This is a genomic window from Acutalibacter caecimuris, assembly GCF_034335085.1.
GTDB lineage: Bacteria > Bacillota > Clostridia > Oscillospirales > Acutalibacteraceae > Acutalibacter > Acutalibacter caecimuris.
In genome coordinates this window covers 86705-107569 of record NZ_JAWXXJ010000013.1, presented here as the reverse complement: position 1 = coordinate 107569, position 20865 = coordinate 86705, and the positions used below count along the sequence as shown (strand labels likewise).

Below are 20865 nucleotides of genomic sequence, written 5' to 3'. Positions count from 1 at the left end.
GAATATGCCCCCAAACAGCCCGCTCACCTTGCTGGATACCCAGGAAAGGGCGTCCGCCACAGAGGAGATAATGGGCTGGATGGCGTTCCAGACGTTTTGCACCACACCCAAAATGCCGTCCCGGTCTGTCCACTCCACAATGGGATGGATTTTTATTGTGGCTTTCATGAGGCATGATGCAATAATCCGCTTATCTCCATTGTCAAAATCAAATGTTTGTCGGTCTTACTTACGGCTGCTGCGCTTTTCTGCTACACCGGATGCCGCCCGTTTTGGGCTTTCGCTTCTTCTTACTCCTAACACGGCGCAGCAGCGAGATATGGTTCGCTCTTTAAGATAACGGCAACAATACCTAACCTTTCTGGTAGGAGGATACATTTCCTTAATGATTAAGGCCCACATGGAGGTGAGATGGCCTTTGTATAAGGGGTGCAGTATTTCACACTTAACACCCTCCAGCTCCAGCTTGCGAAACACCTTGCGCACATGGTACACGGTTTCCGGAGCGTCAGCCGTAGTATGATTATGAATAACCTCAAATGGCACCCCGGCCCGCCTGCAAAGCTCAAGGCACACCTCGCTGTCTTTACCGCCAGAGTAGGTCAGCAGCAGGGGCTTTTGGTAATAGAACTCGCTGAGCTTTGCCGCCTCCTGCAGGCGCATGATGGCTGTATGTTCCAGATCCATTCCCACAACCCTTTCCGTTTCCTCGCTCTGCATTTACACGGGCTTGCGACCGTTGCCTCAACAGGCAGCTGCATTAAGGCGGGGCTTACAGCCCCTTGATTATTCATTGGAGGCCCTGGCAGGTTCTGCAGGGCCTGCCTCAACCTTGCGGCTGCCCACGCATCCCTGCTGGTAGCCGTCCCGGTATCCGGCCTTATAGGCGGCGTCTGCGGCCCGCTGGGTGGCTGCCGCCTTGCCTATGTTGTATCCCAGGTAAAGCAGCAACCCCACCAAGGGAAGAAACAACGCCTCTCCGCCTGGGGAAAACGGTCGGCCCTTCACGATCTCAAACCCCAGCCGGATATACATACCACTCAAAAGCCCTGCCAACGCCGCCAAAACCAGCGGTAAAACCTTCTTAAAAATCATAAACCCCTCCTTATACCACGCCTATGCCCATGTTGCGGGCCATGTTATAAAGCCCCGTATAGGAAATGTCCTCGTTGTTTACAGCATTGTTATAGACGTTCACCGCCCCCCGGACGCCCCACTTGCTTTGACAGATACCATGCAGGAAGCTGGCCTCCTTTTTCTGGCCAGCCTCGGACAGTTTTGGGAAAAGGGCTTTTACGTCCTCGGCTGTGACCTTATGGGTGCTGTAAAAGCGGTTCATGCGTATCCGGGAGAATAGCTGGGCAAACCGGGCCTCCTGCTTGCCCACCATGCGGGTATAGGTCTCGGTGTTGCCGATCAGCGCGATGCCCACGCCCTGCTGCCCGGTGATGGGGTTGGGGTCTGTCCATGTACGTATCTCCTCCAGCGCCCGCAGCTGCAGGTGCTGGGCCTCGTCAATAATGATCACCCGGTTTGTGCCCTCCAACTTCTCCCGGATGGAAAGGGCCAGCTCCAGCTTGCTGCGGCTTTCCGGCACCCGCAAGGCCCGCGCCAGCATCTTCAAAAGGTTGCCCAGGGTGCCGATGCTGGGGGTGGCCTGTATGTACACGCTGCTGGTGGGGTTGTCCCTTACGAACTTTTCCGCGCCCTTGGTCTTGCCGATGCCTGCGTCCCCGTGGATAATGACCATGCCCTTTTCCAGCTGGCAGTAACGGATCAGCTTGTACACGTCCTCGGAAATGGAGGTGGGGATATAGTCCTGGATGGGCTTATAGGGCAGGGCCTTTTCGGTGCTGGCGGCCTGTTCATCCTGGGCCTTGAAGAATTCCTCCAGCTTGCTTTCCAGGGCTGAAATATCGCCGTTGTCGTACATACTGCGGCGGTACTGGGAAAGGGCCGTCTGGCTGATACCCATAAGGGGCGCGGCCTTGGCCTGGCTGATCTGCCTGTCCTGCAAAAACTGCTCCACCCTTGCCTGCAATGCGCTGTTGTAAACCTTACTCATCGCTGATTCCTCCATTTCGTTTCATGGCGTTTCTATTCATAACATCCAGGTCAGGCCCGCCCACCGCCTTAAGCAGCGGCTCCTCGTTGGGCCTTTGCAGCTCCAGCACCTTGGGCTGGGGTTCCGGGATAATCCGGGCCATTTTGTTCTCATGGGCCTGCTCCAGAACCAGCTCCAGGGCCGTGCGCTTGCCAAAAGCCTGCACCGCGCTGGCCTCCAGCGCCTCCTTGGTAATGCGCTCCAGCCGCCGTACCTTGCCCATGGCGGCCTTAACATCCTCCTTGCTGGCCCCATAGGTGAGCACCGCTGTGTTATCCACCGGCACCGTCATAATAAAGCGGTCTTCCAGGTCATACACCCGCACGGCGCTTAAATCGTCCGGGTCATAGCGGAAGTACACTTTTTTGCCCATGTAGTTAAAGGTGAAATCATCGTTCCAATAGTCCAGCCGCTGGCCTGCAATATCCAGATGCACCCCGCGCCTGCCAACTGTCTGCACCCTGGCGCTGCGCATGAGCATGAGGTTCAAGTCCTCGGCCCCGGCCACCCGCTTGGTGTGCAGGTTCTCATTGTAGACCTGCTGGCGGGGCTTGCCATGGTCTGCGGCCACCTCGCCGCCATAGGGCTGCTGGTTGAAATACCAGTCCAGCAGGGTCTCCACCGTGTCGGTAAAGGTGGCGTCCAGGGGTATCTCCCCGTTTTTCAGCACACCCTTGAGCTTTTCCGGCTTCTCCACCACGTTGCCGCCCGTGTAGGTCTCGAACAGGCGGGAAAGGTGGTCTTTTATGTCCCTAAAGCGCCGCTCAATGATTTTCGCCTTGGCGTTGCGGACTAAGGCGTTTGTCATATTTATGCCCAGCCGCTCAAATACCGGGGGTACCTCAAAGCGCTCCTCGCCGTTTTTGGGTTTCTTCTTTCGGTGGCCCAGGCCGCCTATGTCATGGGTCAGGAACTCGCGGCCATTGTCAACGTAAATATTCTCCGGGATGCCGTATTTCAAGATGCCCTTGCGCAGCGCCACCAGGGTGGACTGGCTGCTGGGGGCCGTGGTGACGTGGCTCCCAGTATATATCCCGCTCCTGGCGTCAAAGAAGGCCGTAAGGTACAGACGATGGAGCTGGCCGTTCTCGCCCTGAGTGATAACGTCAAAGGTGTGGTTGTCCGCCACCCACCACTCATTGCTGGCCATTTCCTCATATAGACGGTGTATGTAGGGGGCGCAGCGGTCGCGGAAAGCCTTTTGACCTTGGCGGCCCAACACTTCCATGGGTTCGGGTATATCGTTCTGCACCCTGCGCCAGAATGTGGAATAGGTGGGGATATCCGCCACCAGCTCCGGGGCCGTGTCCTGGAAGTAGAGCCGGGTATATTCATAGCACTTTTGGATGGGGTGCTGGGCTTCGTCCAGGTAGTAGCTTAGAAAGGTCTGCCACATTTCCTCGGTGATCTTGCTTTTACCCTTGCGGCCCTTGCCACGCTTGTCAATGAGTCCATCCAGGTTGTTGTCCTTTAGAAACTTCCACTTGCGGTAAAGCGTTTTCGCTGATATACTGATATCGGGGTGCTGTATCTTGCAATACTCCACAAAGCGGTCATCCAGGGTTTCTAAGTCCGCACCGGGTCTGCTGCGAAAATATTGCCACTCCTCCAGGATCTGCTGCCAGAAAATGATTTCCCGGCGTTCGTCCTCGCTGTAATGGTCAAAGGGCTTGCCTTGCTTTTGCAGGGCCTCGGTAAACTCAGCCAGCCCCGGCATTTCTGCGGCTTTATTCTTGTAGTATCTAAGCTGCAGGTGGGGTTCCAGGCTTTTGAGGGGGAACACCCACTCCGGGGAGCCATCGGCGTTTAGGCGCTTCTGGCCCTGTAGCTTTTGCTCTCCAGCCAGCTTGCGTATCCATTGCGGACTGCACCCCTTAAGGTCAGCCAGCTCTTTAACACTTAACACAGGATTCACTATTTCACCGTCTTTCGTGACCTGCCATCGTCAGCGCAGGGCGGTCATCCCCTGCGGACTGCCCTTATGGGGCAGTTTCGGCTTATGCTCCTTTTGCATCTGTAAAAATTTCCTCCACCCTACAATCCAAGGCTCTGGCAATCTCCCTAGCCCGCAGGTGGCTGATCCGCTTTGTTTCTCCCCGTTCGATTCTGAGGACTGCATTACCAGGCAGCCCAGCATTTTTTGACAGGGCTTTCATACTAAGGCCAGCAGCTTCTCGCCGCCGCTTCAACTCCTGCACGTTGGTAACAAGAAACATATACGCCTCTCCTTTCGTGTACTACTGTACGCATATGATTATACCATGTACGCAAGTACAAGTCAAGGGGTTTTTAAAATTTCTCTGTACATCTGTACTAGTTTTCTGATATAATCAATAGAAAAAAGAAAAGGTGGGTTTCTCTATGGCCTTTGCGGAAAGATTGAAAACTCTGCGTGAATCGCAACAACTTAGCAGGCAGGCACTTGCGGATGCAACTGGCCTATCTGTTCATAGCATCTCTAGTTATGAAAACGGTCGGCGAGAGCCAAACTCAAAGGCCCTTACTATGCTTGAAAACTATTTCCAGGTTAGTGGGGCATACCTGCGCGGCGAAAGCGCGGATCGCGCTCGGCCTGCCGCATGGGAGGACGCTGAAATTATGGAAGCTGTGCGGGAAAGCTTGCCCCAGCAGCTTGCTGGGCTAAATGAACTGTTAAAAAAGCGCACCGCCCAGGAGCAGAAAGAAACTTTTGATATATTGGTGGAGTTGGGCCATATTCTAAACATAAAAGACACCAGCCAGCGGGCTGTCGCTATGGAACTGATCCAGGCCGTCTTTGCGGCCACCACTCGCTGTATAGACGTCTGCTTTGATGCTGAGGGGGATATTGATCCGTCTACACGGCCCCAGCAGGCGAGGGACGCTGCTATGGAAAGCTATGCTGGAGCGCTTCAAAAGGCTTTTTTATCCCCGAATAACTACATTTGTACCAAGTAAATAAAAGATATCACAAACTTTTTGGCTTGTGAGCGTTTTGGGACAGAATCCCACTTTTCGGGAATTTTAACCGCTTTTTGGTGTACCTTTTTGGCCCTCTCCAGAACCGTTTAAGGAACCTAACTTTTCTTTCAAAAAGAAGGGAGGGGGTGCAAGTAGCCCGGAAGTATACCCTCGCTTTCGGAAAAACACAAATAGCCGCAATCCCTTGATTTTATTGGGCTTTTCGGCAGTTGCGCCCCCCTGGCGGCTACTTGCGGGGGGTGTTGCGGGGGACAGGCCCTTAAAAGCAAAAAAACAAGCCCTTTAAGCGGCGTTTGTATGCGTTCGCTTAAAGGGCTGCTGTTATTTTCTTAAAAGCCGCTTAAACCGCGCCAATGCTGGGTTTGTGCGGTTTCTTAAAAGATTTCTTGTGCGTCCTTAAACGCTCCTAAAGGGCAAATTTGAACGGTTGGCAGCTTTACGCCGCACAGGCCACTTTGGGGCCGCAAACGGGCAAAAAAATTTTGCAATCCCATTTTGCGAGATTGCAAAATTTTCACTTCCATTCAAGCAGTTTTACGCGAAAAAACCTAGTATTTAAGCCGTTTCCCGGAGTTTTCCATATTTTTTCATGTTGAAAAGTAGGCCCGTCCTGGGTTTCTCACTCTTCATGAAAACTTACATACTCCACTTGCCGCAAAGCTTACTGCAACAGTTGCAGCACGCCCTGGGGTACAGAGTTCGCCTGGGCCAGCATGGCCTGTGCGCTCTGGATCAGGATGTTGTTCTTGGTGTAAGCCATCATCTCGTCGGCCACGTCGGTGTCACGGATGGTGCTCTCGGCATCCTGAATGTTCTCGGTCATCACGCTCAGGTTGTTCTGGGTGTGCTCCAAACGGTTCTGGGTAGCGCCCAGGGTACCGCGGATACCGGAAACCTTATTAATGGCATTCTTAATTTTGTCGATTGCCGCAGTTGCGCCACCGATAGAACTGATGTCCACATCGCCCACACCGATTGCCTTAGCGTGCAGGTCGCCAACGATAACTTTTAGTTGGTTATAGGTGTCACTGGTATCACCGATCTGGAGTTGCAGCCCCCCTTTGCTGGCAACGCCAGTGCCAGGCTTAAAGGCGATTGCATTAATAGCAGCAGTAGAGGTATCGCCATCATGATCCCAAGCTGCCTTATCTTCCACGGTCAAGCCAGTCTTTTGGGCTATCTCTTTAGCAATCTGGGTGATATCTGTAGCGTCCGCTGTACCTGTAGTGATACCGATGTAGGTTACATCCTTATCCAACTTAGACGCGTCCTTATCAATAACGCCGATCGCAAACTTCTGACCGTTAACCGTAAAGACAGCCTTATCTGCATTGGTACCATTAAAGAGGGTAACCTTTGTCAAGTCAAGATAGTTATAAGCATCCGCACCCTTTGTGTTCTCAGTAACAGCCGCTTCCTTGCTTGTAACTACACCGTTTACAGTACTCTCGTAGCTGAGAGATTTAGCAGCGGGTACACCTGCACCCTTTTCGCGCGCTTCCAGAACAATGTCCCCGTTAGCTCCCTCAGAAACTTTATAGGTATCGCCAATCTTATCCTTCAGGGCCGCAGTAAACGCCTTGCCAAGGTGGGTAGCAGTCACTGTATCGGCAGTGCCACCCGTTTTTGCTGCAACTTCGCCCCAAACCTTCCCATTTGCATCGACCAGTGTTGCATTATTCTTGGAATCAAGCTTGTAAGTCAGCTCGATATTAACGGATGTGCCATCGTCAAAGCCAACGTTCATACGAACTGTGTCGCCATCGTTTGCCGGCACGGTTACAGCAGTAGGTGCAGCTGTAAGTGTATATTTGCCCGCAGTGGCTTCGATCTCTCCCAGATCCAAATCGGAAGTAGCCGTCGTGGCAGCACCCGTAGCGCCCTTGCCAGACAAAGACCCATCCAGCAGCTTAGTGCCGTTGAAGTTAGCGGAATCAGCGATGCGGTCGATTTCGGAGTTCAACTGGTCAATCTCGTCCTGCAAGGCCTTGCGGTCCACGTCGTCGTCATAGGTGCCGTTGCTGGACTGGGTGGCTAGGTACTTCATGCGGCTCAGCATATCCTGAATTTCCTGCATGGCGCCCTCGGCGGTTTTCACCAGGCTGATGCCGTCCTTCACGTTCTTCTGGGCAGCTTCCAGGCCCTTAATCTGGGCGCGCATCTTCTCGGAAATGGCCAGGCCTGCAGCGTCGTCGCCCGCGCGGTTGATCTTGTAGCCGCTGGACAGCTTTTCCAGGTTCTTGCTCAACGCAGACGCGTTGTTGTTGTAGTTCCGGTAAGCGTTCATGGACATAATGTTGTGTTGGATACGCATAATTTTTTCTCCTTAAAATTATTTTTGCGTTTTAATTTCCCGGCGGTCATCGCCGGGGATGCACCCCACACACCCGCTGGCCAAGCGGGCTTGCCGGGCGCAATAGCCAACGCGCTTTTGGCGCGCCTGCTATAATATTTCAACCGGCCGCGGACCGGTAGAAACCTAAGCCTCCGTACGCTCGCCGCGCATCCGGGCCATCTGTGCCCGTATGCGCGCTATATCCTCTTCCAGTTCCGGGCTTTTGCCCTTCCATTTTTCCAATATCCCGTCTATCTGCCGGGCAGCGTCCTCCCGGCGGGCCGGTTTTTCCCGCTGCCGGGGGCTGTGCCCGGCCGGGGCCCGCAGCCCTTCGGGCCGCTGGTTCTGCTGCTCGTACACTTCCCCCCGGCAAACCGGCACTTCCCTGGGGGCTTTCACCGCCACCTCAAAGTTGCTCCCGTTCTGCCGGAACACCTGCACAGCTATCTGGTCCCCAATGGCTATATACTCCCCAGACCTCAAACGCAATGTCAACATAGGGTTCCCTCCCTGTTAATGTTCGCACTCCTTTGCTGGCTGTTCCACCCGCCGCACCGCGTCGTAAAAGGTGGTAACGGGCATCCCGCACAGCCTGGCGGCCTCTTTCAAGTTTACTTTCCTGTCCCGCCAGCAGCGCCGGGCGTCCTCAAAATTTTCCGGCAGAGGTTTCAGCTTGGGCCCAAAGCGCACGCCTTTGGCCTTTGCCCTGGCAATGCCCTCCGCCTGTTTTTTACGCCGGTCCTCCCGTATGCTCTGCTGGGCAGCCTCTTTAAATAGTTCCGTCACAAAACCGCTCAGCAGTTCCAAGCTGTCCGCCGGGGCGCTTTTCGTAACCTGCGCCACAATATCCGCCGCCAGCCCAGAAAGCCGCGCCTTCAGTTCCTCTAAAGGCTGGGCGCCCTCTTCAGCCGCAAAAACGCTTTTGCCCTCTGCCCCTGATGCCACAAGCGCCCCCCTTTCCGCCTTCTCGTCCGAATGTGTGTAGATATTCGGACAAAAGAATTTTTTAAATTTAGGCTTAACTTTTCCAAAATATCGCCGATATACTGTGTGTAAGACAAAAAAACCACATACATCCAGCCAGTCCGAATAATTACACATTTTCGGACTGGCTTTTCTGTTCCCTTTCCCCCAGCCGGTTGGCCGCGTCATAAAAGGTGGATTTCGCCAGCCCACAGGCCTCCGCCGCGTCCCGCAGGGTGATCTTCTTCTCCCGCCACGCCCTGCACAAGGCGGCAAACTCCTCCGGCAACTCCTGCTCCGGCCTGCCGAACCGCACCCCTCTGGCTTTCGCCGCCGCAATGCCCTCTGCCTGCCGCTGCCGTATGTTCTCCCGCTCGCTCTCCGCCATAAAAGAGAGGATCTGCAACACCAGGTCGGCAATAAAAGTGCCCATCAGGTCCTTCGCTACCCTGGTGTCCAGCAGCGGCATATCAATCACGCACAAATCCACCTCCTTCTCCTTGGTTAGCACCCGCCACTGTTCCTGTATTTCCCGGTAGTTTCGCCCCAGCCGGTCAATGCTCTTCACATACACCAGGTCGCCGGGGCGCAGCCTTTTCACCAGCCTTTTGTACTGCGGCCGCTCAAAATCCTTCCCCGACCGCTTGTCCGCGTAGATGTTCCCCAGGGGCACGGCCCGTTGGCGCATGGCAATCAGTTGCCTGTCCGCGTTCTGTTCTGTGCTGGACACCCGTATGTACCCATATATCTTCCCTTGCATTCCCGTTTCCTCCTCTATCAGGCTTTTCCCCTTCATTTTATAGCAAAAAAGAACGGATGGGTTTCTTTCCCATCCGTTCTCTTGCCATATACCTTTTTCTCCGCCTGTCACAATCTTACAATCCCCCGCCCCTCTCCTCCCCTGCAATCAGCACAATGCCAGAAAAACCGCCCCGCCATTGCCAAACGCCGCTATCCGGGGTATAATAAAAACATTCTTGCAAAACGGTTTATTTTAGTCCACAAGCCATACAGACAGCTATCATTATTTGTAGAGAAGTGGTTCCCTATGGAGGATACTAGAACCCGGATCATCCACGCGGCCATGAAAGCCGTGCGGCAGTACGGGCTGGAAGGCGCGCGCATCCAGAACATCAGCGAATTGGCCGGGCTTTCGCCGGGCGCGCTGTACCGCTATTTCAGCAGCAAAGAGCAGTTGATGGTGGAGTGTTTCACCTATGTAGACAAGCAGGCCGCGGCGATTTTCGATCATCTACAGTTTGACCCCCTGGCCGTGCTGAAAGACCCTATTGAGGCTGTGCGCAGCTTATGGCTGCCCTATTTCCGGTTTTGGGTCGCGCGGCCGGATGAAACCATCTTTTACCACCGTTTCCGGGACAGCGCCTTTTTCCTGCAATATGACAAGACCCGGGATGCCGCTTACTTTGACGCCTTCGGGGATATGGTCCGGGCCTTTCGGAACGTATTCCCGCCGTTGACCCGCATCAACCAGGACCTGCTATGGCACCATGTGTTGACCTCCACGGTCATGTACGCCAAGTACGTGGTAGAGGGCGGGCTGCCGGACACCCCGGAAATCGAGGACACCATCTTCCAGTTCCTGTCCGTGGGCCTCAGCGGTTATTTAAAAACAGAAGGGGACGCCGGATGCCCCGCAACAAGCTAAGCGGACTGCCACTGGCAGCCCGCTTTTTATCCTGGCCCCCTTATTTCCAGGCGGCGCTAAGCCCGCCCGTATCCCCCTGCCCCCCAGCCTTGCTGCGGAAAGCCCGGGGCGTACACCCCATGCTCCTTTTAAACTGCCGGTTGAAATTAGAGAGGTTCCCAAACCCCACCGAAAACGCAATCTCCGCAATCGGCTGTTCTGTGGCGGCCAGCGCCTCACAGGCAGCGTTCACGCGTAGCTGGGTCAGGTACTCCATGGCGCTAAGGCCCACCGCCCGCTTAAAGGTGCCCATAAAGTAGCTTTCGCTTAGGTGTACGGCCCTTGCCAGTTGGCCGATAGACACCGGCTCCCGGTAATGGCGCATCATATACTCCAACGCGGGCCGCACAGCCTCGCCACCGTCCTGTTCCGGGTCAGGCTGCTGGGCACATTCCGGCCGGATAGACAGCAGCCAGACCAGCCGCAGCAATTCGGCCCGCAGCAACAAATCCGGCTGGGGCAGTTGCTCCAGCGCACAGGCAAAAACCGTCCGCGCCGCTTCCCGCAGGCCGCCGGCGTCAGGGGCTTGGGCAGGAATATACGCCGGCACCCGCCATGTACCGGCCGCAATAGGCCGCAGGCATTCCACCGCACAGCGGTCGCTAAGGCCCGCACCCAGTAAGGCAGGGTGGAACACCAGCGCATGGTATTGCAGCGGCCCTTCGTAGGGGTAGGCCGCGTGCAGCCGGTTGGGGGGCAAAAACATCAGATCGCCCTCCTGTGCCAGATACTTCTCGCCGCCAATGGTAAACGTCCCCTGGCCGCGCACCACATAGTCCAGTTCAAATTCGCTATGCCAATGCATGGGCACATTGGGGAAATCCCCCGGTATGCGGCAGATATACAGGCTATACGGCACATAGGCCGTACCGTGCCGCCTTTTTTCTTTGGTTTCCTGGCCGGGTATCAACATAGCGCCCCTCCTAAAAGTAGGATCCTATCAGTCAACCTCCATCCGTCCTCGCGCGTCCATAAGGCTATTATAGTATGAAAGCCTGTCAAATGCAAGCATAGGCTGTCCCCGGTCAACCACCCCATCCAACGGTATACCCCCTTCCATCCCGGCGTCCCTGCCCCGCTTAAAGGCCCGGCCATCCGGCCCGCAACCGGGCCTTTCCGCAGGCAAAACCACGTCCTCCGTTGCCGCCCCACCACCCTTTATGCATTTCCACGAGAAATCCAAGGGACAGTACTTTCGCACTGACCAAATCGTAGAATTTGTGGAAACGGTATTGCTAATTGGAAGTAAATGGAGTATGATTATTGTGATACTTAGCACATAGGCCAAGCTAGTTTTTTCCAGTAAACCGCCTCTTGACAGGGCCGGCAGGTCCCCACGTCCGGGTTGACCCTGCCCCTCCCGCAAAACACAGGAAGGGTGCGGTGTAGCGGAGGTTCCCATCTGTAAATAAACATTTACTTATCCTTTTTTTCATAGCCCAACCCAACACAAGGGCCAGTTCTGTTCCACTTCAGGGCTGGTCTTGTGTGCGGATATAAGGGCACATCCTACTGTCAACACAGCAATAAAATGAATACTATATCACATATCTGTTAGCCTGTACAGTTCTCAAGGAGTGTATGTTATGGAAGAAATTTTAATTGTAGATGACAGCATCCTGCAAGCGGCCAAGCTCAAATCCATCCTGGAGGATGAATATGAGATTACAGTGGCCCACTCGCCGGAAGAGGGTCTGGACTTGGCCAGCAAAGGCTGCTTTTCCCTGATCCTTCTGGACGTGGTCATGCCCGGCATGGACGGTTTCACCCTGCTGAAAAAACTCCAGGATGAAATCATCACCCAAAATGTCCCGGTCATCCTGATCACCAGCCTGGCCGATGTGCAAAACGAGCAGACCGGCCTTATTTTAGGGGCTGTGGATTACATCATCAAGCCCTTTAACCCCCTCATTGTCAAAGCCCGGGTCAACACCCATGTCAAGCTGTATACTTACCGCAAGCAGGTAGAGTTGCAATCCCGCACAGACCAACTGACCGGGGTCGCCAACCGGCGGCAGTACGAAAGTTACAGCGCCCAAAAGTGGAAAGAGGCTGTGCGCCTGCAAATCCCCTTCTCTGTATGTATGTTTGATATCGACCGTTTCAAGGTCTATAACGACACCTTCGGCCATCCCGCAGGGGACAAGGTTATCACGGCCGTGGCCAAGTCCGTATCCTCCGCCCTGCGGCGCAGTACAGACTTCTTTGCCCGTTACGGCGGCGAAGAGTTCGTGGCCCTGCTGGTGGGCGATTCGTCGGACAAGGCCTTTTCCCACTTAAAAGACATCCGGCAGGCTGTGGAAGACCTGCACATCCCCCATGACCCCGCGGTGGCCCAGTGGGTCACGGTCAGTATCGGGGGCGTTACGGTTATCCCAAAAGACGGCCTCTCCTTTGATTTTGTGCTGAAAACAGCCGACGCCATGCTGTATGACGCCAAAAAAGCCGGCCGCAACCGGGTTACCTGGGTGAACGAAAACATGAAACAGTTGCGGGAGAAGTAACCGCCCGCCTATCACCAAAACGACAGGAGCGTACGTGTGAAACTATTTAACTTCTTTGGAAAAAAGACGGACGGGGCATCCGCCGCGCCTGCCCAAACAGATAAAACCGCGGAGATGGAGATGTATTCCGGTATGCGGGTAGAGGTCACCACCTTTGAGGGCGGTTTCCTCTTCATCGCCAAGCTGGCCGGCCTGCAGGGCGATACGGCCCAACTGCATCTGCGCTCAGAATCCGCAACCACGCCGGAGGAACCCATCCCGGTAAAAATACGGGGATACAGCGACTACGAGAAAAAAGCCGTTTACCTGCAAGGCTTTGCCATGCCCGCAGGGGAAAACCTCTGGCAGGCCACTGGCCTTACGGTGGATGAGATCAAAAACGCCCGGGCCTTTTTCCGGCTGTCTACCAACCTGGACGCTACCCTAACCGCGTTTGGCAAGTTCTCGGCAGGCGACACCCCCTGCAAGCTGCTAAACATCAGCGTAGGCGGTGCCGGTGTCCGCACCCAGGAAGCCTTCAGCCTAGGGGACAAACTGCTGCTGAAAGCCCGCCTGCTGGCCGAAGCGCCGGAGTCCGTCATCTTCTGCCAGGTCCTGCGGGTCGAAGAAAAAGAAGGCGGGCAGTTTGAGTACGGCTGCCAGTTCTTAGGCCTCACAGAGGAGGACCAGGAAAAGATCACCCGGAATATTTTCGCGGCCCAGCGCCAGAAACGAGGACGCACTTGAGCCTACACCAAGCACCAAGCACCAATCACCCTTTTCCCAGTGCCCGCCGGCCCTGCCGGTGCCCATTGCAAAAAGGATGCCACTTAAAAAGCCGCCCGTTTCCACGCCGGGCGGCTTTTTTGCATGGTCTATCCAGTTTCCCCGCACCCGCTCAGGTGCGTTTCCAGGCCATCGGTACAAAGAGTATCAGCATGGGGAACAGCTCCAGCCGCCCAGCCAGCATATCAAACGACAGCACCAGCTTGCTCAGCCCGGAAAAAGAGGCGTAGTTCCCCATAGGCCCCACCACATCCAGCCCGGGGCCAATATTGTTCAGGCAGGCAATCACCGCCGTAGCGTTGGTTTCCAAAGAGAACTCGTCAATAGCCACCAGCAGGATGGACACCGACAGGATAGCCGCATACACTGCCAGGTAACTGTATGTGTTCTGTATGACCTCGTCCCCCACTGCCTGCCCGTCCATATGCACCTTCGATACCGACCGGGGCCGTATCATCCGTTTCACGCTGCGCCGGCCCGCCTTTGCCAGCAGCAAAATCCGGGCCACCTTCATGCCGCCGCCGGTAGAGCCCGCGCAGGCCCCCACAAACATCAGCAGCACCAGCAGGGTCTTGGAGAGCGCCGGCCACTGGTTAAAGTCCGCCGTGGCAAAGCCCGTGGTGGTCATGATGGACGACACCTGGAAAGCCGCCTGGTGCAGCGCCTCCCCGGCCTGCCGGTACAGGGGCAAAATGTCCCAGGCAATTAGCAAAATGCTGCCCACCAACAGCCCCAGGTACAGCAGCAGTTCCTGGTTTTTCAGCACTTTCATAAACTGCCGCAGCAAAAGCAGGTAGAATATACTAAAGTTCACCCCAAACAACGCCATAAATACCGTACAAACCCCTTGCAGGTAGTGGCTATACCCCATCAGGCTGTCACCCTTAATGGCAAAGCCGCCGGTACCCGCCGTACCAAAGGCCGTGGTCACGCTGTCAAAAAGGGGCATTCCCCCCACCAGCAGCAGCACAATCTGCACCAGCGTCAGCCCAATATAAATGGAGTACAGAATCTTTGCGCTGTCCTGCAGCTTGGGCACCAGCTTGTCCACCTGCGGGCCGGGGCTTTCCGCGCGCATTACGTGCAGCAGGGAGTTCTTCCCCTTGCCCATGGGGATCACCGCCAGCAAAAACACCAGCACCCCCATGCCCCCCAGCCAGTGGGTAAAGCTGCGCCAGTACAGCAGCCCCATAGGTAGGGCCTCAATGTCCGTCAATATGCTGGCCCCGGTGGTGGTAAAGCCGGAAACCGTTTCAAACAGGCAGTCAATATAGTTCGGCACCGCCCCGCTGAGGAAAAAGGGCAGCGCCCCCACCAGCGAAACCGCCACCCAGCACAGAGCCACGCTGATAAACCCTTCCCGTGCGCCAATCTGCTTGTCCCTGGGCGCAAACAGGTATGTGCTCAGGCTCAGCACCACCGCCAGCCCGGCCGCCAGCGCCGTGCCCCACACCGCCCCGGTTTCCCCCTGAAACAGCGAGATCCCCAGCGAGGGCAGCAGGCACACCGCCTCCACCCGCAGGATATAGCAGATCAGACGCAAAATCATCCTATGGTTCATACTCCGCCGCCTTTCCGGGTCAATCCTTAAAAACGTCGCTGAGGTCCTGGATCGCCCGGTCGGCCGCAGCCACCACAATCACCGAATCCCCCGCCTCAATGGTATCGCTGCCACCGGGGATAATGGTACGCCCCCGGCGGTTGATGCAGGCCAGCAGGGTGCCCTGTTTCAGCCGCAGTTTCATCAGCGGCTGGCCCAGGTACCACAGGCCCTTGCCCACCTGGAACTCCAGCGCGTCCACCCGGTCCTCCACAATCCGGTGCAAAGTCGTCACCGAACCGCCTTTGCGGTTGCCCATTGCCCGCACATAGCGCATTATGTCGCTGGTACACAGGTCTTTGGGGCTCACGGCACAGTCGATGCCCTTGTCCGTCAGCACTTCATTGAATTCCGTGCGGTTGATCTTGGTGATCACCTTATAGGTGCCCAAAAAGTTGGCGTACATGGAGATAATCAGGTTCTCCTCGTCAAAGTCGGTCAGCGTCACCACCGCGTCGGTCTGGCCCAGCCCTTCGGTGTCCAGTATATGCCGGTCAGAGCCGTCGGCGTTGATAATGGTCGCCTTCGGCAGCGCGTCCGAAAGTTCCTGGCAGCGGTCCGGGTTGATCTCGATCAGTTTCACGCCTACCCCCGCCTTCAGCAGTTCCACCGCCAGGTACAGGGCAATACGGCTTCCTCCCACAATCAGCACGTCCCGTATCTTCCGCTGGCTCAACCCCAGGTTGCGTATCAGCTTGGTCAGGTTGCCGCTGGGGGCGGTCACGTGCAGCCGGTCGCCCCCCCGCAGTTGGAAACTGCCGTCCGGGATAAACACCTCGGCCCCCCGCTGCACCGCGCAGACCAGTACCTTGACCTTAACTTTTTTGTCAAAGTCCATCAGCCGGCACCCGTCCAAAAAGCTGTCCGCCGCCAGTTCTATTTCCACAATCTCCACCCGCCCTTTGGCAAAAGAGTCCCGCCGCAGGAAGGAGGGGTACTGCAACAGCCGGAAAATCTCGCTGGCCGTGGCCATCTCCGGGTTGATCATCATGGAAAGGCCCAGCTCGTCCTTCCAGTCATAAAGCTGGCTAAAGTACTCCGGGTTGCGCACCCGGGCGATGGTGTGGGCGCAGCCCAGCTTATGGGCCGTAATACAGCACAGCAAGTTGGTTTCGTCCGCCGAAGTGGCGGCAATCAATAGGTCGCTCTGCCCCACATTGGCCTGGTTCTGGGTGCGTATGGTCGCCCCGTTGCCATGCACCACACTAATGTCCAAAGCCTGTTGGGCCTCCTCCAGCACCAGCTTATTGCTGTCGATGACCACCACATCATGGCCCTCTTTGGCCAGTTGTACGGTCAGCGCCCAACCCACTTTCCCGTCGCCCACAATCACGATTTTCATTTTAATAACTTCCCATACCCAAAATATTTTTTAACCCAGGCATTTCCCAGGCTAACGTATATAGTAGCACAATCAGGCGGCAAGTTCAACCGTCAATTTTTCGCCCCTCTTCCCCTTCCCCCAGCCGGGAGGTGCAATGGGGGCAGCGGCTGGCCTGGGGGTCTATCTCCGTTTTGCAGTAAGGGCAAAGCCGGGGAGCCGGCGCGGGGGCCGGCGTTTCCTTTTTGCGGCGCAGGCGGTTCATCGCCTTAACCAGCAGGAAAAGCACCAGCGCAATCAGCAAAAAGTTCAGTACCGCCGCCAAAAAACCGCCGTACCGCAGCACATCTTCTTCCCCCTGGCCTATCTGTACCGCCAAAGCGGCAAAGTTCACCCCGCCGGTCAGCAGCCCCAGCAGGGGCATAAACACGTCGTTCACCAGCGAGTTCACAACCCCCGTAAAGGCCCCGCCGATGATCACGCCTACCGCCATGTCCACCACGTTTCCCCTGGCAATAAACTCCCTAAACTCCTTCACGATCTTCACTTTATCTGCCTCCTTCTTCTTTTGCAACGCCCTGGCCCTGGCCCCCAAAAGCACATGAGCCGCCCGGCTGCACCCGGACGGCTAACAAGCAGGTCCTGTCAAGCAAGCAGGGCCTGCCACCCTGTTATGGTGCCCATGCTTTTCTCATTATACCAGCTTTCCCCCAGTTGTCAATCCCCTTCCCGCTGTTCCAGGTAGCTTTCCAGGTTCATCACGGTGCGGGGCGAAAGGAAATGCTCAATCTTCTCGCACTGCTCCAGTTCCTCCCCTGTGCCGTTGATGTCGCACAACAGCCGGTGCACCAGTTCGTGGCGGCGTAACAGGTACTCCCCCACCTCCCGGCCCGTTTCCGTCAGGGTGATGTACCCATACCGTGGAAGCTGTATCAGCCCCCGGTCCCGCAGGTTGCCCGCCATTTTCGATGCCGAAGAGGGTTTCACGTGCAAAGCCGCCGCCAGTTCCGACACCCGCACCACCCCCTCCTCCTGCCGTTGTATGCGGCAGATCATCTCCAAATAGTCCTCCATCGCCGCGGTGATCAGCCCATGCTCCAGCAGCCCGTAGCCCTTCAGCGTGTAAAAGCCCTCCGGCTCCATCGCCCGCCCTCCTGTCACAAGTTTGTACCATCGGAATATAGTGGTGTTAGGAAAAAGTTTTTCCCTCAACCAACTTATTCAGGAGCTGATAGATATATGTTTTCCCCCTCTGCTTTTAACGGCCGGCTCTCCGGCCTTTGCCGGGGCCAAACCGCCCAGGTTGCCGCCCTGGGCGCCCAGGGCCCCTTACGCCGCCGCTTACAGGATCTGGGCCTTATAGAGGGCACCACCGTAGAGTGCCTGGGCAAAAGCCCCCTGGGCGACCCCTGCGCCTATCTCATCCGGGGGGCGGTCATCGCCCTGCGCCAGGCGGACGCGGACGCCATCCGGGTCCAGGCCCCCCGTACGCCGGGTTGGGAGGCACAACCTGCGGGCCGCCCCTCCAGGGGAGCTGGCCTGCCTGCCGGGCAGGTGACCAACCATGGGGCTTTCTAGGGACTCCACCGGCGCCAAAGCCGCGGACGCCGGCCTGGTCATTGAGAAAAAATCCCCCTCCGACCGGGTAGTCGCCCTGGCCGGCAACCCCAATGTGGGCAAAAGCACCGTGTTCAACGCTTTAACAGGTTTGCATCAGCATACAGGCAACTGGCCAGGTAAAACCGTCACCAATGCCCAGGGACACTGCACCCACCGGGGCCAGGGCTATGTGCTGGTGGACCTGCCCGGCTGCTACTCCCTACAGGCCCATTCCGCCGAGGAGGAGGTCGCACGGGACTTCCTCTGCTTTGGCGGGGCCGATGCCGCCGTGGTGGTCTGCGACGCCACCTGCCTGGAGCGCAACCTAAACCTGGCCCTCCAGGTGCTGGAGATCGCCCCCAAAACCCTACTCTGCGTCAACCTGCTGGACGAGGCCCGGCGCAAAGGGGTGGAGGTCGATCTGGAAGGCCTCTCCCGCCTACTGGGTGTGCCGGTGGTCGGGGCCGCCGCACGGGAGGGCCGGGGCCTTGCGGAGCTGATGGACCAGGTAGAGGCCCTTTCCGCCGGGGATCCGCCGGTACAGGCCAGCCCGCCCGTCACCTACACCCCCCAGGCCGAGGCGCTGATCGCCCGGCTCATGCCTGCCGCCCGCCGGCTTTGTGGCAACGCCCTCTCCCCCCGCTGGCTGGCCCTGCGCCTGCTGGACGGGGCCGACGGCAGCCTGGCCCGCGCCCTCACCCAAGCCCTGGGTAGCGACCCGGCTGCGGACAGCGAGGTGCAGGCCATCCTGTCCGATGCCCTCCCAGATCCCCAAGCCCTCCGGGACGAAATGGCCGCCTGCACCGTGCGCCGGGCCGAGGAGATCGCCCAGGCCGTCACCCAAAGCGGCCACCAGGGCTACAGCCCCCTGGACCGCCGGCTGGACCGCATCCTCACCAGCCCCCTCACCGGTTTCCCCATTATGCTGTTGATGCTCCTGGGTGTGTTCTGGCTGACCATCGCCGGGGCCAACTACCCCTCCCAACTGCTGAGCGAGGGGCTGTTCTGGCTGGGGGACCGGCTGGCGGAAGGGCTCGCCGCGCTGGGGGTGGCCTCCTGGCTCACGGCCCTGCTCTGTGAGGGTGTCTACCGCACCCTGGCCTGGGTGGTGGCGGTGATGCTCCCTCCCATGGCCATCTTCTTCCCCCTGTTCACCCTGCTGGAAGATTTAGGCTACCTGCCACGGGTAGCCTTCAATATGGACCGCTGTTTCCAGTGCTGCGGTGCCTGCGGCAAGCAGGCCCTGACCACCTGCATGGGGTTCGGCTGCAACGCCGCCGGGGTCGTGGGCTGCCGGATCATCGACTCCCCACGGGAGCGGCTCATCGCTATGCTCACCAACAGCTTTGTCCCCTGTAACGGCCGCCTGCCCATGCTCATCTCCCTTATCACCATGTTCTTTGTAGGTGCCGCCGGGGGGCTGGGGGCCTCCGTGCTGTCTGCCCTGCTGCTGGTAGGGGTAATCGGCCTGGGGCTTGTTATGACCTTCGCGGCCTCCCGTTTCCTGTCCTCCACTTTGCTCAAGGGGGTGCCCAGTTCCTTCACCCTGGAGCTCCCCCCCTACCGCCGCCCCCAAATCGGCAAGGTGATCGTCCGCTCGGTGTTCGACCGCACCCTGTTCGTGCTGGGCCGGGCGGCCTCCGTGGCGGCCCCTGCCGGGCTGGTGATCTGGCTGCTGGCCAATGTGCAGGTGCAAGGTGCCTCCTTGCTCAGCCACTGCGCAGGCTTTTTAGACCCCTTCGCCCGCCTCTTCGGCATGGACGGGGTGATTTTGCTGGCGTTTATACTGGGCCTCCCCGCCAACGAGATCGTCATCCCCCTGATCATCATGGCCTACCTCTCCCAGGGCAGCCTGACGGAGATGGCCGACCTCTCCGCCCTGCGCACCCTGCTGGTAGATAACGGCTGGACCTGGCTCACGGCCCTGTGCGTCACCGTCTTTTCCCTGATGCACTGGCCCTGCTCCACCACCTGCCTCACCATCCGCAAAGAAAGCCAAAGCTGGAAATGGACGGGTGTGGCGGTGCTGCTCCCCACCGTATGCGGGCTGGGGCTGTGTTTCCTCCTGAATACCCTCTGCCACCTTTTGGGCGTGGTGTAAACAAACGCCAAAAAGGCCGCCGGCGCACGCACCAGGGCCCTGAAAAAGCAGCGATCAATATCCGGCCGGGCAAGCGGCCCTACCCCTACAGCCCGGCCGGGCCTTTGGGCATTCTTACGCCGCCGGCACTTCCTACCGCCGCCCCGCCGTCTTTTTGGCCTCGGCCAGCAGCCCCTTTACCTCTTCCCGGCTCAGTTCCCGGTATTTCCCCTGTGGCAGCATCCCCAGCCGCACCGGGCCAATGGCAATCCGTTTCAGCCGGGCCACCTCCAGCCCCAGGGCCTCGCACATTTTGCGTATCTCCCGGTTGCGCCCCTCATACAGCACAATCTCCACCACCACCCGGCCCGGCTGCTCCTGCAATACCCTGGCCTTGGCGGGGGCGGTCATGCGGCCGTCCACCATAATCCCCGTGCTGATCTTCACCAGTTGCTCTTCCGTCACCCCCGGGCGCAAAGTCACCCGGTAGGTTTTGGCCACATGGGTGCTGGGGTGGGCCACCGCGTTGGCAAAAGCCCCGTCGTTGGTCATCAACAATAGCCCCTCCGAGTCCTTGTCCAGCCGCCCCACCGGGTACACCCTTTGGGGCACCCCGGCCACCAGTTGGGCCACACAACGGCGCCCCCGCTCGTCCTCCATGGTGGTCACAAAGCCCCTGGGCTTGTGCAGCGCCAGATAAACCCGCTCCTTTTGGGGCCTGTCCAGCCGCTGGCCGTCCACCGCCACCACATCCTTACCGGGCAGGGCGCTGTCCCCCAGCCGGGCAGGGCGGCCGTTTACCGTCACCCGCCCCGCCGCAATCATCTCCTCCGCCTTCCGCCGGGATGCCACCCCCGCCTGGGCCAGCAGCTTTTGCAGCCTGCAACGTTCCGCCATACAATCCCTTCTTTCTGTCCTTCTGTTTTTA

Annotated in this window: 22 protein-coding genes and 1 other RNA gene; 6 read left to right on the top strand and 17 right to left on the bottom strand. The window is 57.7% G+C overall.

The annotated features are described in order from the left end of the window. Window positions 1–225 precede the first annotated feature (225 nt). The 6 genes from U8U01_RS09500 to U8U01_RS09475 all read right to left on the bottom strand — a co-directional run bounded on the left by U8U01_RS09500 (window position 226) and on the right by U8U01_RS09475 (window position 4320). The gene (locus tag U8U01_RS09500; protein WP_322173652.1) at window positions 226–687 is read right to left on the bottom strand and encodes a phosphoadenosine phosphosulfate reductase domain-containing protein; all 462 of its coding nucleotides are present in this window, start codon (window positions 685–687) and stop codon (window positions 226–228) included. 99 nt (window positions 688–786) lie between these two features. Next, window positions 787–1095 carry a hypothetical protein gene (locus U8U01_RS09495; RefSeq protein ID WP_322173651.1) on the bottom strand — a complete coding sequence of 103 codons (309 nt, stop codon included), beginning with the start codon at window positions 1093–1095 and terminating at the stop codon, window positions 787–789. A gap of 10 nt (window positions 1096–1105) precedes the next feature. Then, complete coding sequence (locus U8U01_RS09490) at window positions 1106–2065, bottom strand: AAA family ATPase (protein WP_160643887.1); 960 nt, start codon at window positions 2063–2065, stop codon at window positions 1106–1108. Continuing rightward, complete coding sequence (locus U8U01_RS09485; protein WP_322173649.1) at window positions 2058–4010, bottom strand: Mu transposase C-terminal domain-containing protein; 1953 nt, start codon at window positions 4008–4010, stop codon at window positions 2058–2060. The genes U8U01_RS09490 and U8U01_RS09485 overlap by 8 nt, the downstream gene beginning before the upstream one ends. Before the next feature lie 24 nt (window positions 4011–4034). Beyond that, an RNA gene (locus U8U01_RS09480) (hammerhead ribozyme type II) lies at window positions 4035–4102 on the bottom strand. Then, the gene (locus U8U01_RS09475) at window positions 4102–4320 is read right to left on the bottom strand and encodes a helix-turn-helix transcriptional regulator (RefSeq protein WP_160643885.1); all 219 of its coding nucleotides are present in this window, start codon (window positions 4318–4320) and stop codon (window positions 4102–4104) included. Before U8U01_RS09475 ends, U8U01_RS09480 begins: the two co-directional genes overlap by 1 nt. Before the next feature lie 145 nt (window positions 4321–4465). Here U8U01_RS09475 and U8U01_RS09470 point away from each other — a divergent pair, with 145 nt between their 5' ends. After that, window positions 4466–5041 carry a helix-turn-helix domain-containing protein gene (locus U8U01_RS09470; protein WP_160643883.1) on the top strand — a complete coding sequence of 192 codons (576 nt, stop codon included), beginning with the start codon at window positions 4466–4468 and terminating at the stop codon, window positions 5039–5041. A gap of 685 nt (window positions 5042–5726) precedes the next feature. On the opposite strand, the gene U8U01_RS09465 is transcribed toward U8U01_RS09470, so the two are convergent. From U8U01_RS09465 to U8U01_RS09450, 4 genes are all read right to left on the bottom strand, one after another. Beyond that, window positions 5727–7379 carry a flagellin N-terminal helical domain-containing protein gene (locus U8U01_RS09465; protein ID WP_322173648.1) on the bottom strand — a complete coding sequence of 551 codons (1653 nt, stop codon included), beginning with the start codon at window positions 7377–7379 and terminating at the stop codon, window positions 5727–5729. A 165-nt stretch (window positions 7380–7544) separates the two neighbouring features. Next, on the bottom strand, window positions 7545–7898 hold the full coding sequence (locus U8U01_RS09460) for a carbon storage regulator (RefSeq protein ID WP_322173646.1): 354 nt from the start codon (window positions 7896–7898) through the stop codon (window positions 7545–7547). Window positions 7899–7913: 15 nt separating this feature from the next. After that, window positions 7914–8345 (bottom strand): hypothetical protein, encoded by a 432-nt coding sequence (locus tag U8U01_RS09455; protein ID WP_322173644.1) that lies wholly within the window; start codon window positions 8343–8345, stop codon window positions 7914–7916. Window positions 8346–8493: 148 nt separating this feature from the next. Beyond that, window positions 8494–9123, bottom strand: a complete 630-nt coding sequence (locus U8U01_RS09450) for a recombinase family protein (protein ID WP_322173642.1) — start codon at window positions 9121–9123, stop codon at window positions 8494–8496. Window positions 9124–9411: 288 nt separating this feature from the next. On the opposite strand from U8U01_RS09450, the gene U8U01_RS09445 reads away from it, so the two are divergent. After that, entirely contained in the window at window positions 9412–10029 is a 618-nt protein-coding gene (locus U8U01_RS09445; protein ID WP_322173641.1) for a TetR/AcrR family transcriptional regulator, read from the top strand. 40 nt (window positions 10030–10069) lie between these two features. Here the strand turns inward: U8U01_RS09445 and U8U01_RS09440 are convergent, their stop codons facing one another. Further along, window positions 10070–10981, bottom strand: coding sequence for an AraC family transcriptional regulator (locus tag U8U01_RS09440; RefSeq protein WP_322173639.1), 912 nt, complete (start codon window positions 10979–10981; stop codon window positions 10070–10072). A gap of 27 nt (window positions 10982–11008) precedes the next feature. Next, window positions 11009–11194 (bottom strand): hypothetical protein, encoded by a 186-nt coding sequence (locus U8U01_RS09435; RefSeq protein WP_322173637.1) that lies wholly within the window; start codon window positions 11192–11194, stop codon window positions 11009–11011. A 460-nt stretch (window positions 11195–11654) separates the two neighbouring features. On the opposite strand from U8U01_RS09435, the gene U8U01_RS09430 reads away from it, so the two are divergent. Together U8U01_RS09430 and U8U01_RS09425 are read left to right on the top strand one after the other, a co-directional pair. After that, window positions 11655–12572 (top strand): diguanylate cyclase, encoded by a 918-nt coding sequence (locus U8U01_RS09430; protein ID WP_322173635.1) that lies wholly within the window; start codon window positions 11655–11657, stop codon window positions 12570–12572. A 36-nt stretch (window positions 12573–12608) separates the two neighbouring features. Further along, entirely contained in the window at window positions 12609–13298 is a 690-nt protein-coding gene (locus U8U01_RS09425; RefSeq protein WP_322173634.1) for a PilZ domain-containing protein, read from the top strand. Window positions 13299–13449: 151 nt separating this feature from the next. Here U8U01_RS09425 and U8U01_RS09420 read toward each other — a convergent pair whose 3' ends face one another. The 4 genes from U8U01_RS09420 to U8U01_RS09405 all read right to left on the bottom strand — a co-directional run bounded on the left by U8U01_RS09420 (window position 13450) and on the right by U8U01_RS09405 (window position 17419). Continuing rightward, window positions 13450–14898, bottom strand: coding sequence for a TrkH family potassium uptake protein (locus tag U8U01_RS09420; RefSeq protein WP_322173632.1), 1449 nt, complete (start codon window positions 14896–14898; stop codon window positions 13450–13452). A gap of 19 nt (window positions 14899–14917) precedes the next feature. Beyond that, a complete protein-coding gene (gene trkA / locus U8U01_RS09415; protein ID WP_322173669.1) occupies window positions 14918–16285 on the bottom strand; it encodes a Trk system potassium transporter TrkA in 1368 nt (455 codons plus the stop codon). A gap of 79 nt (window positions 16286–16364) precedes the next feature. Beyond that, the gene (gene mscL, locus U8U01_RS09410; RefSeq protein WP_322173631.1) at window positions 16365–16805 is read right to left on the bottom strand and encodes a large conductance mechanosensitive channel protein MscL; all 441 of its coding nucleotides are present in this window, start codon (window positions 16803–16805) and stop codon (window positions 16365–16367) included. 170 nt (window positions 16806–16975) lie between these two features. Beyond that, on the bottom strand, window positions 16976–17419 hold the full coding sequence (locus tag U8U01_RS09405) for a metal-dependent transcriptional regulator (protein ID WP_322173629.1): 444 nt from the start codon (window positions 17417–17419) through the stop codon (window positions 16976–16978). Window positions 17420–17497: 78 nt separating this feature from the next. Between U8U01_RS09405 and U8U01_RS09400 the strand changes: the two genes are divergently transcribed. Both U8U01_RS09400 and feoB read left to right on the top strand, forming a co-directional pair. Then, complete coding sequence (locus U8U01_RS09400; protein WP_322173627.1) at window positions 17498–17836, top strand: FeoA family protein; 339 nt, start codon at window positions 17498–17500, stop codon at window positions 17834–17836. Beyond that, window positions 17823–19958 carry a ferrous iron transport protein B gene (gene feoB, locus U8U01_RS09395; protein ID WP_322173625.1) on the top strand — a complete coding sequence of 712 codons (2136 nt, stop codon included), beginning with the start codon at window positions 17823–17825 and terminating at the stop codon, window positions 19956–19958. Before U8U01_RS09400 ends, feoB begins: the two co-directional genes overlap by 14 nt. Window positions 19959–20090: 132 nt before the next feature. Here the strand turns inward: feoB and U8U01_RS09390 are convergent, their stop codons facing one another. Further along, a complete protein-coding gene (locus tag U8U01_RS09390) occupies window positions 20091–20834 on the bottom strand; it encodes a pseudouridine synthase (RefSeq protein ID WP_322173623.1) in 744 nt (247 codons plus the stop codon). Window positions 20835–20865 lie beyond the last annotated feature (31 nt).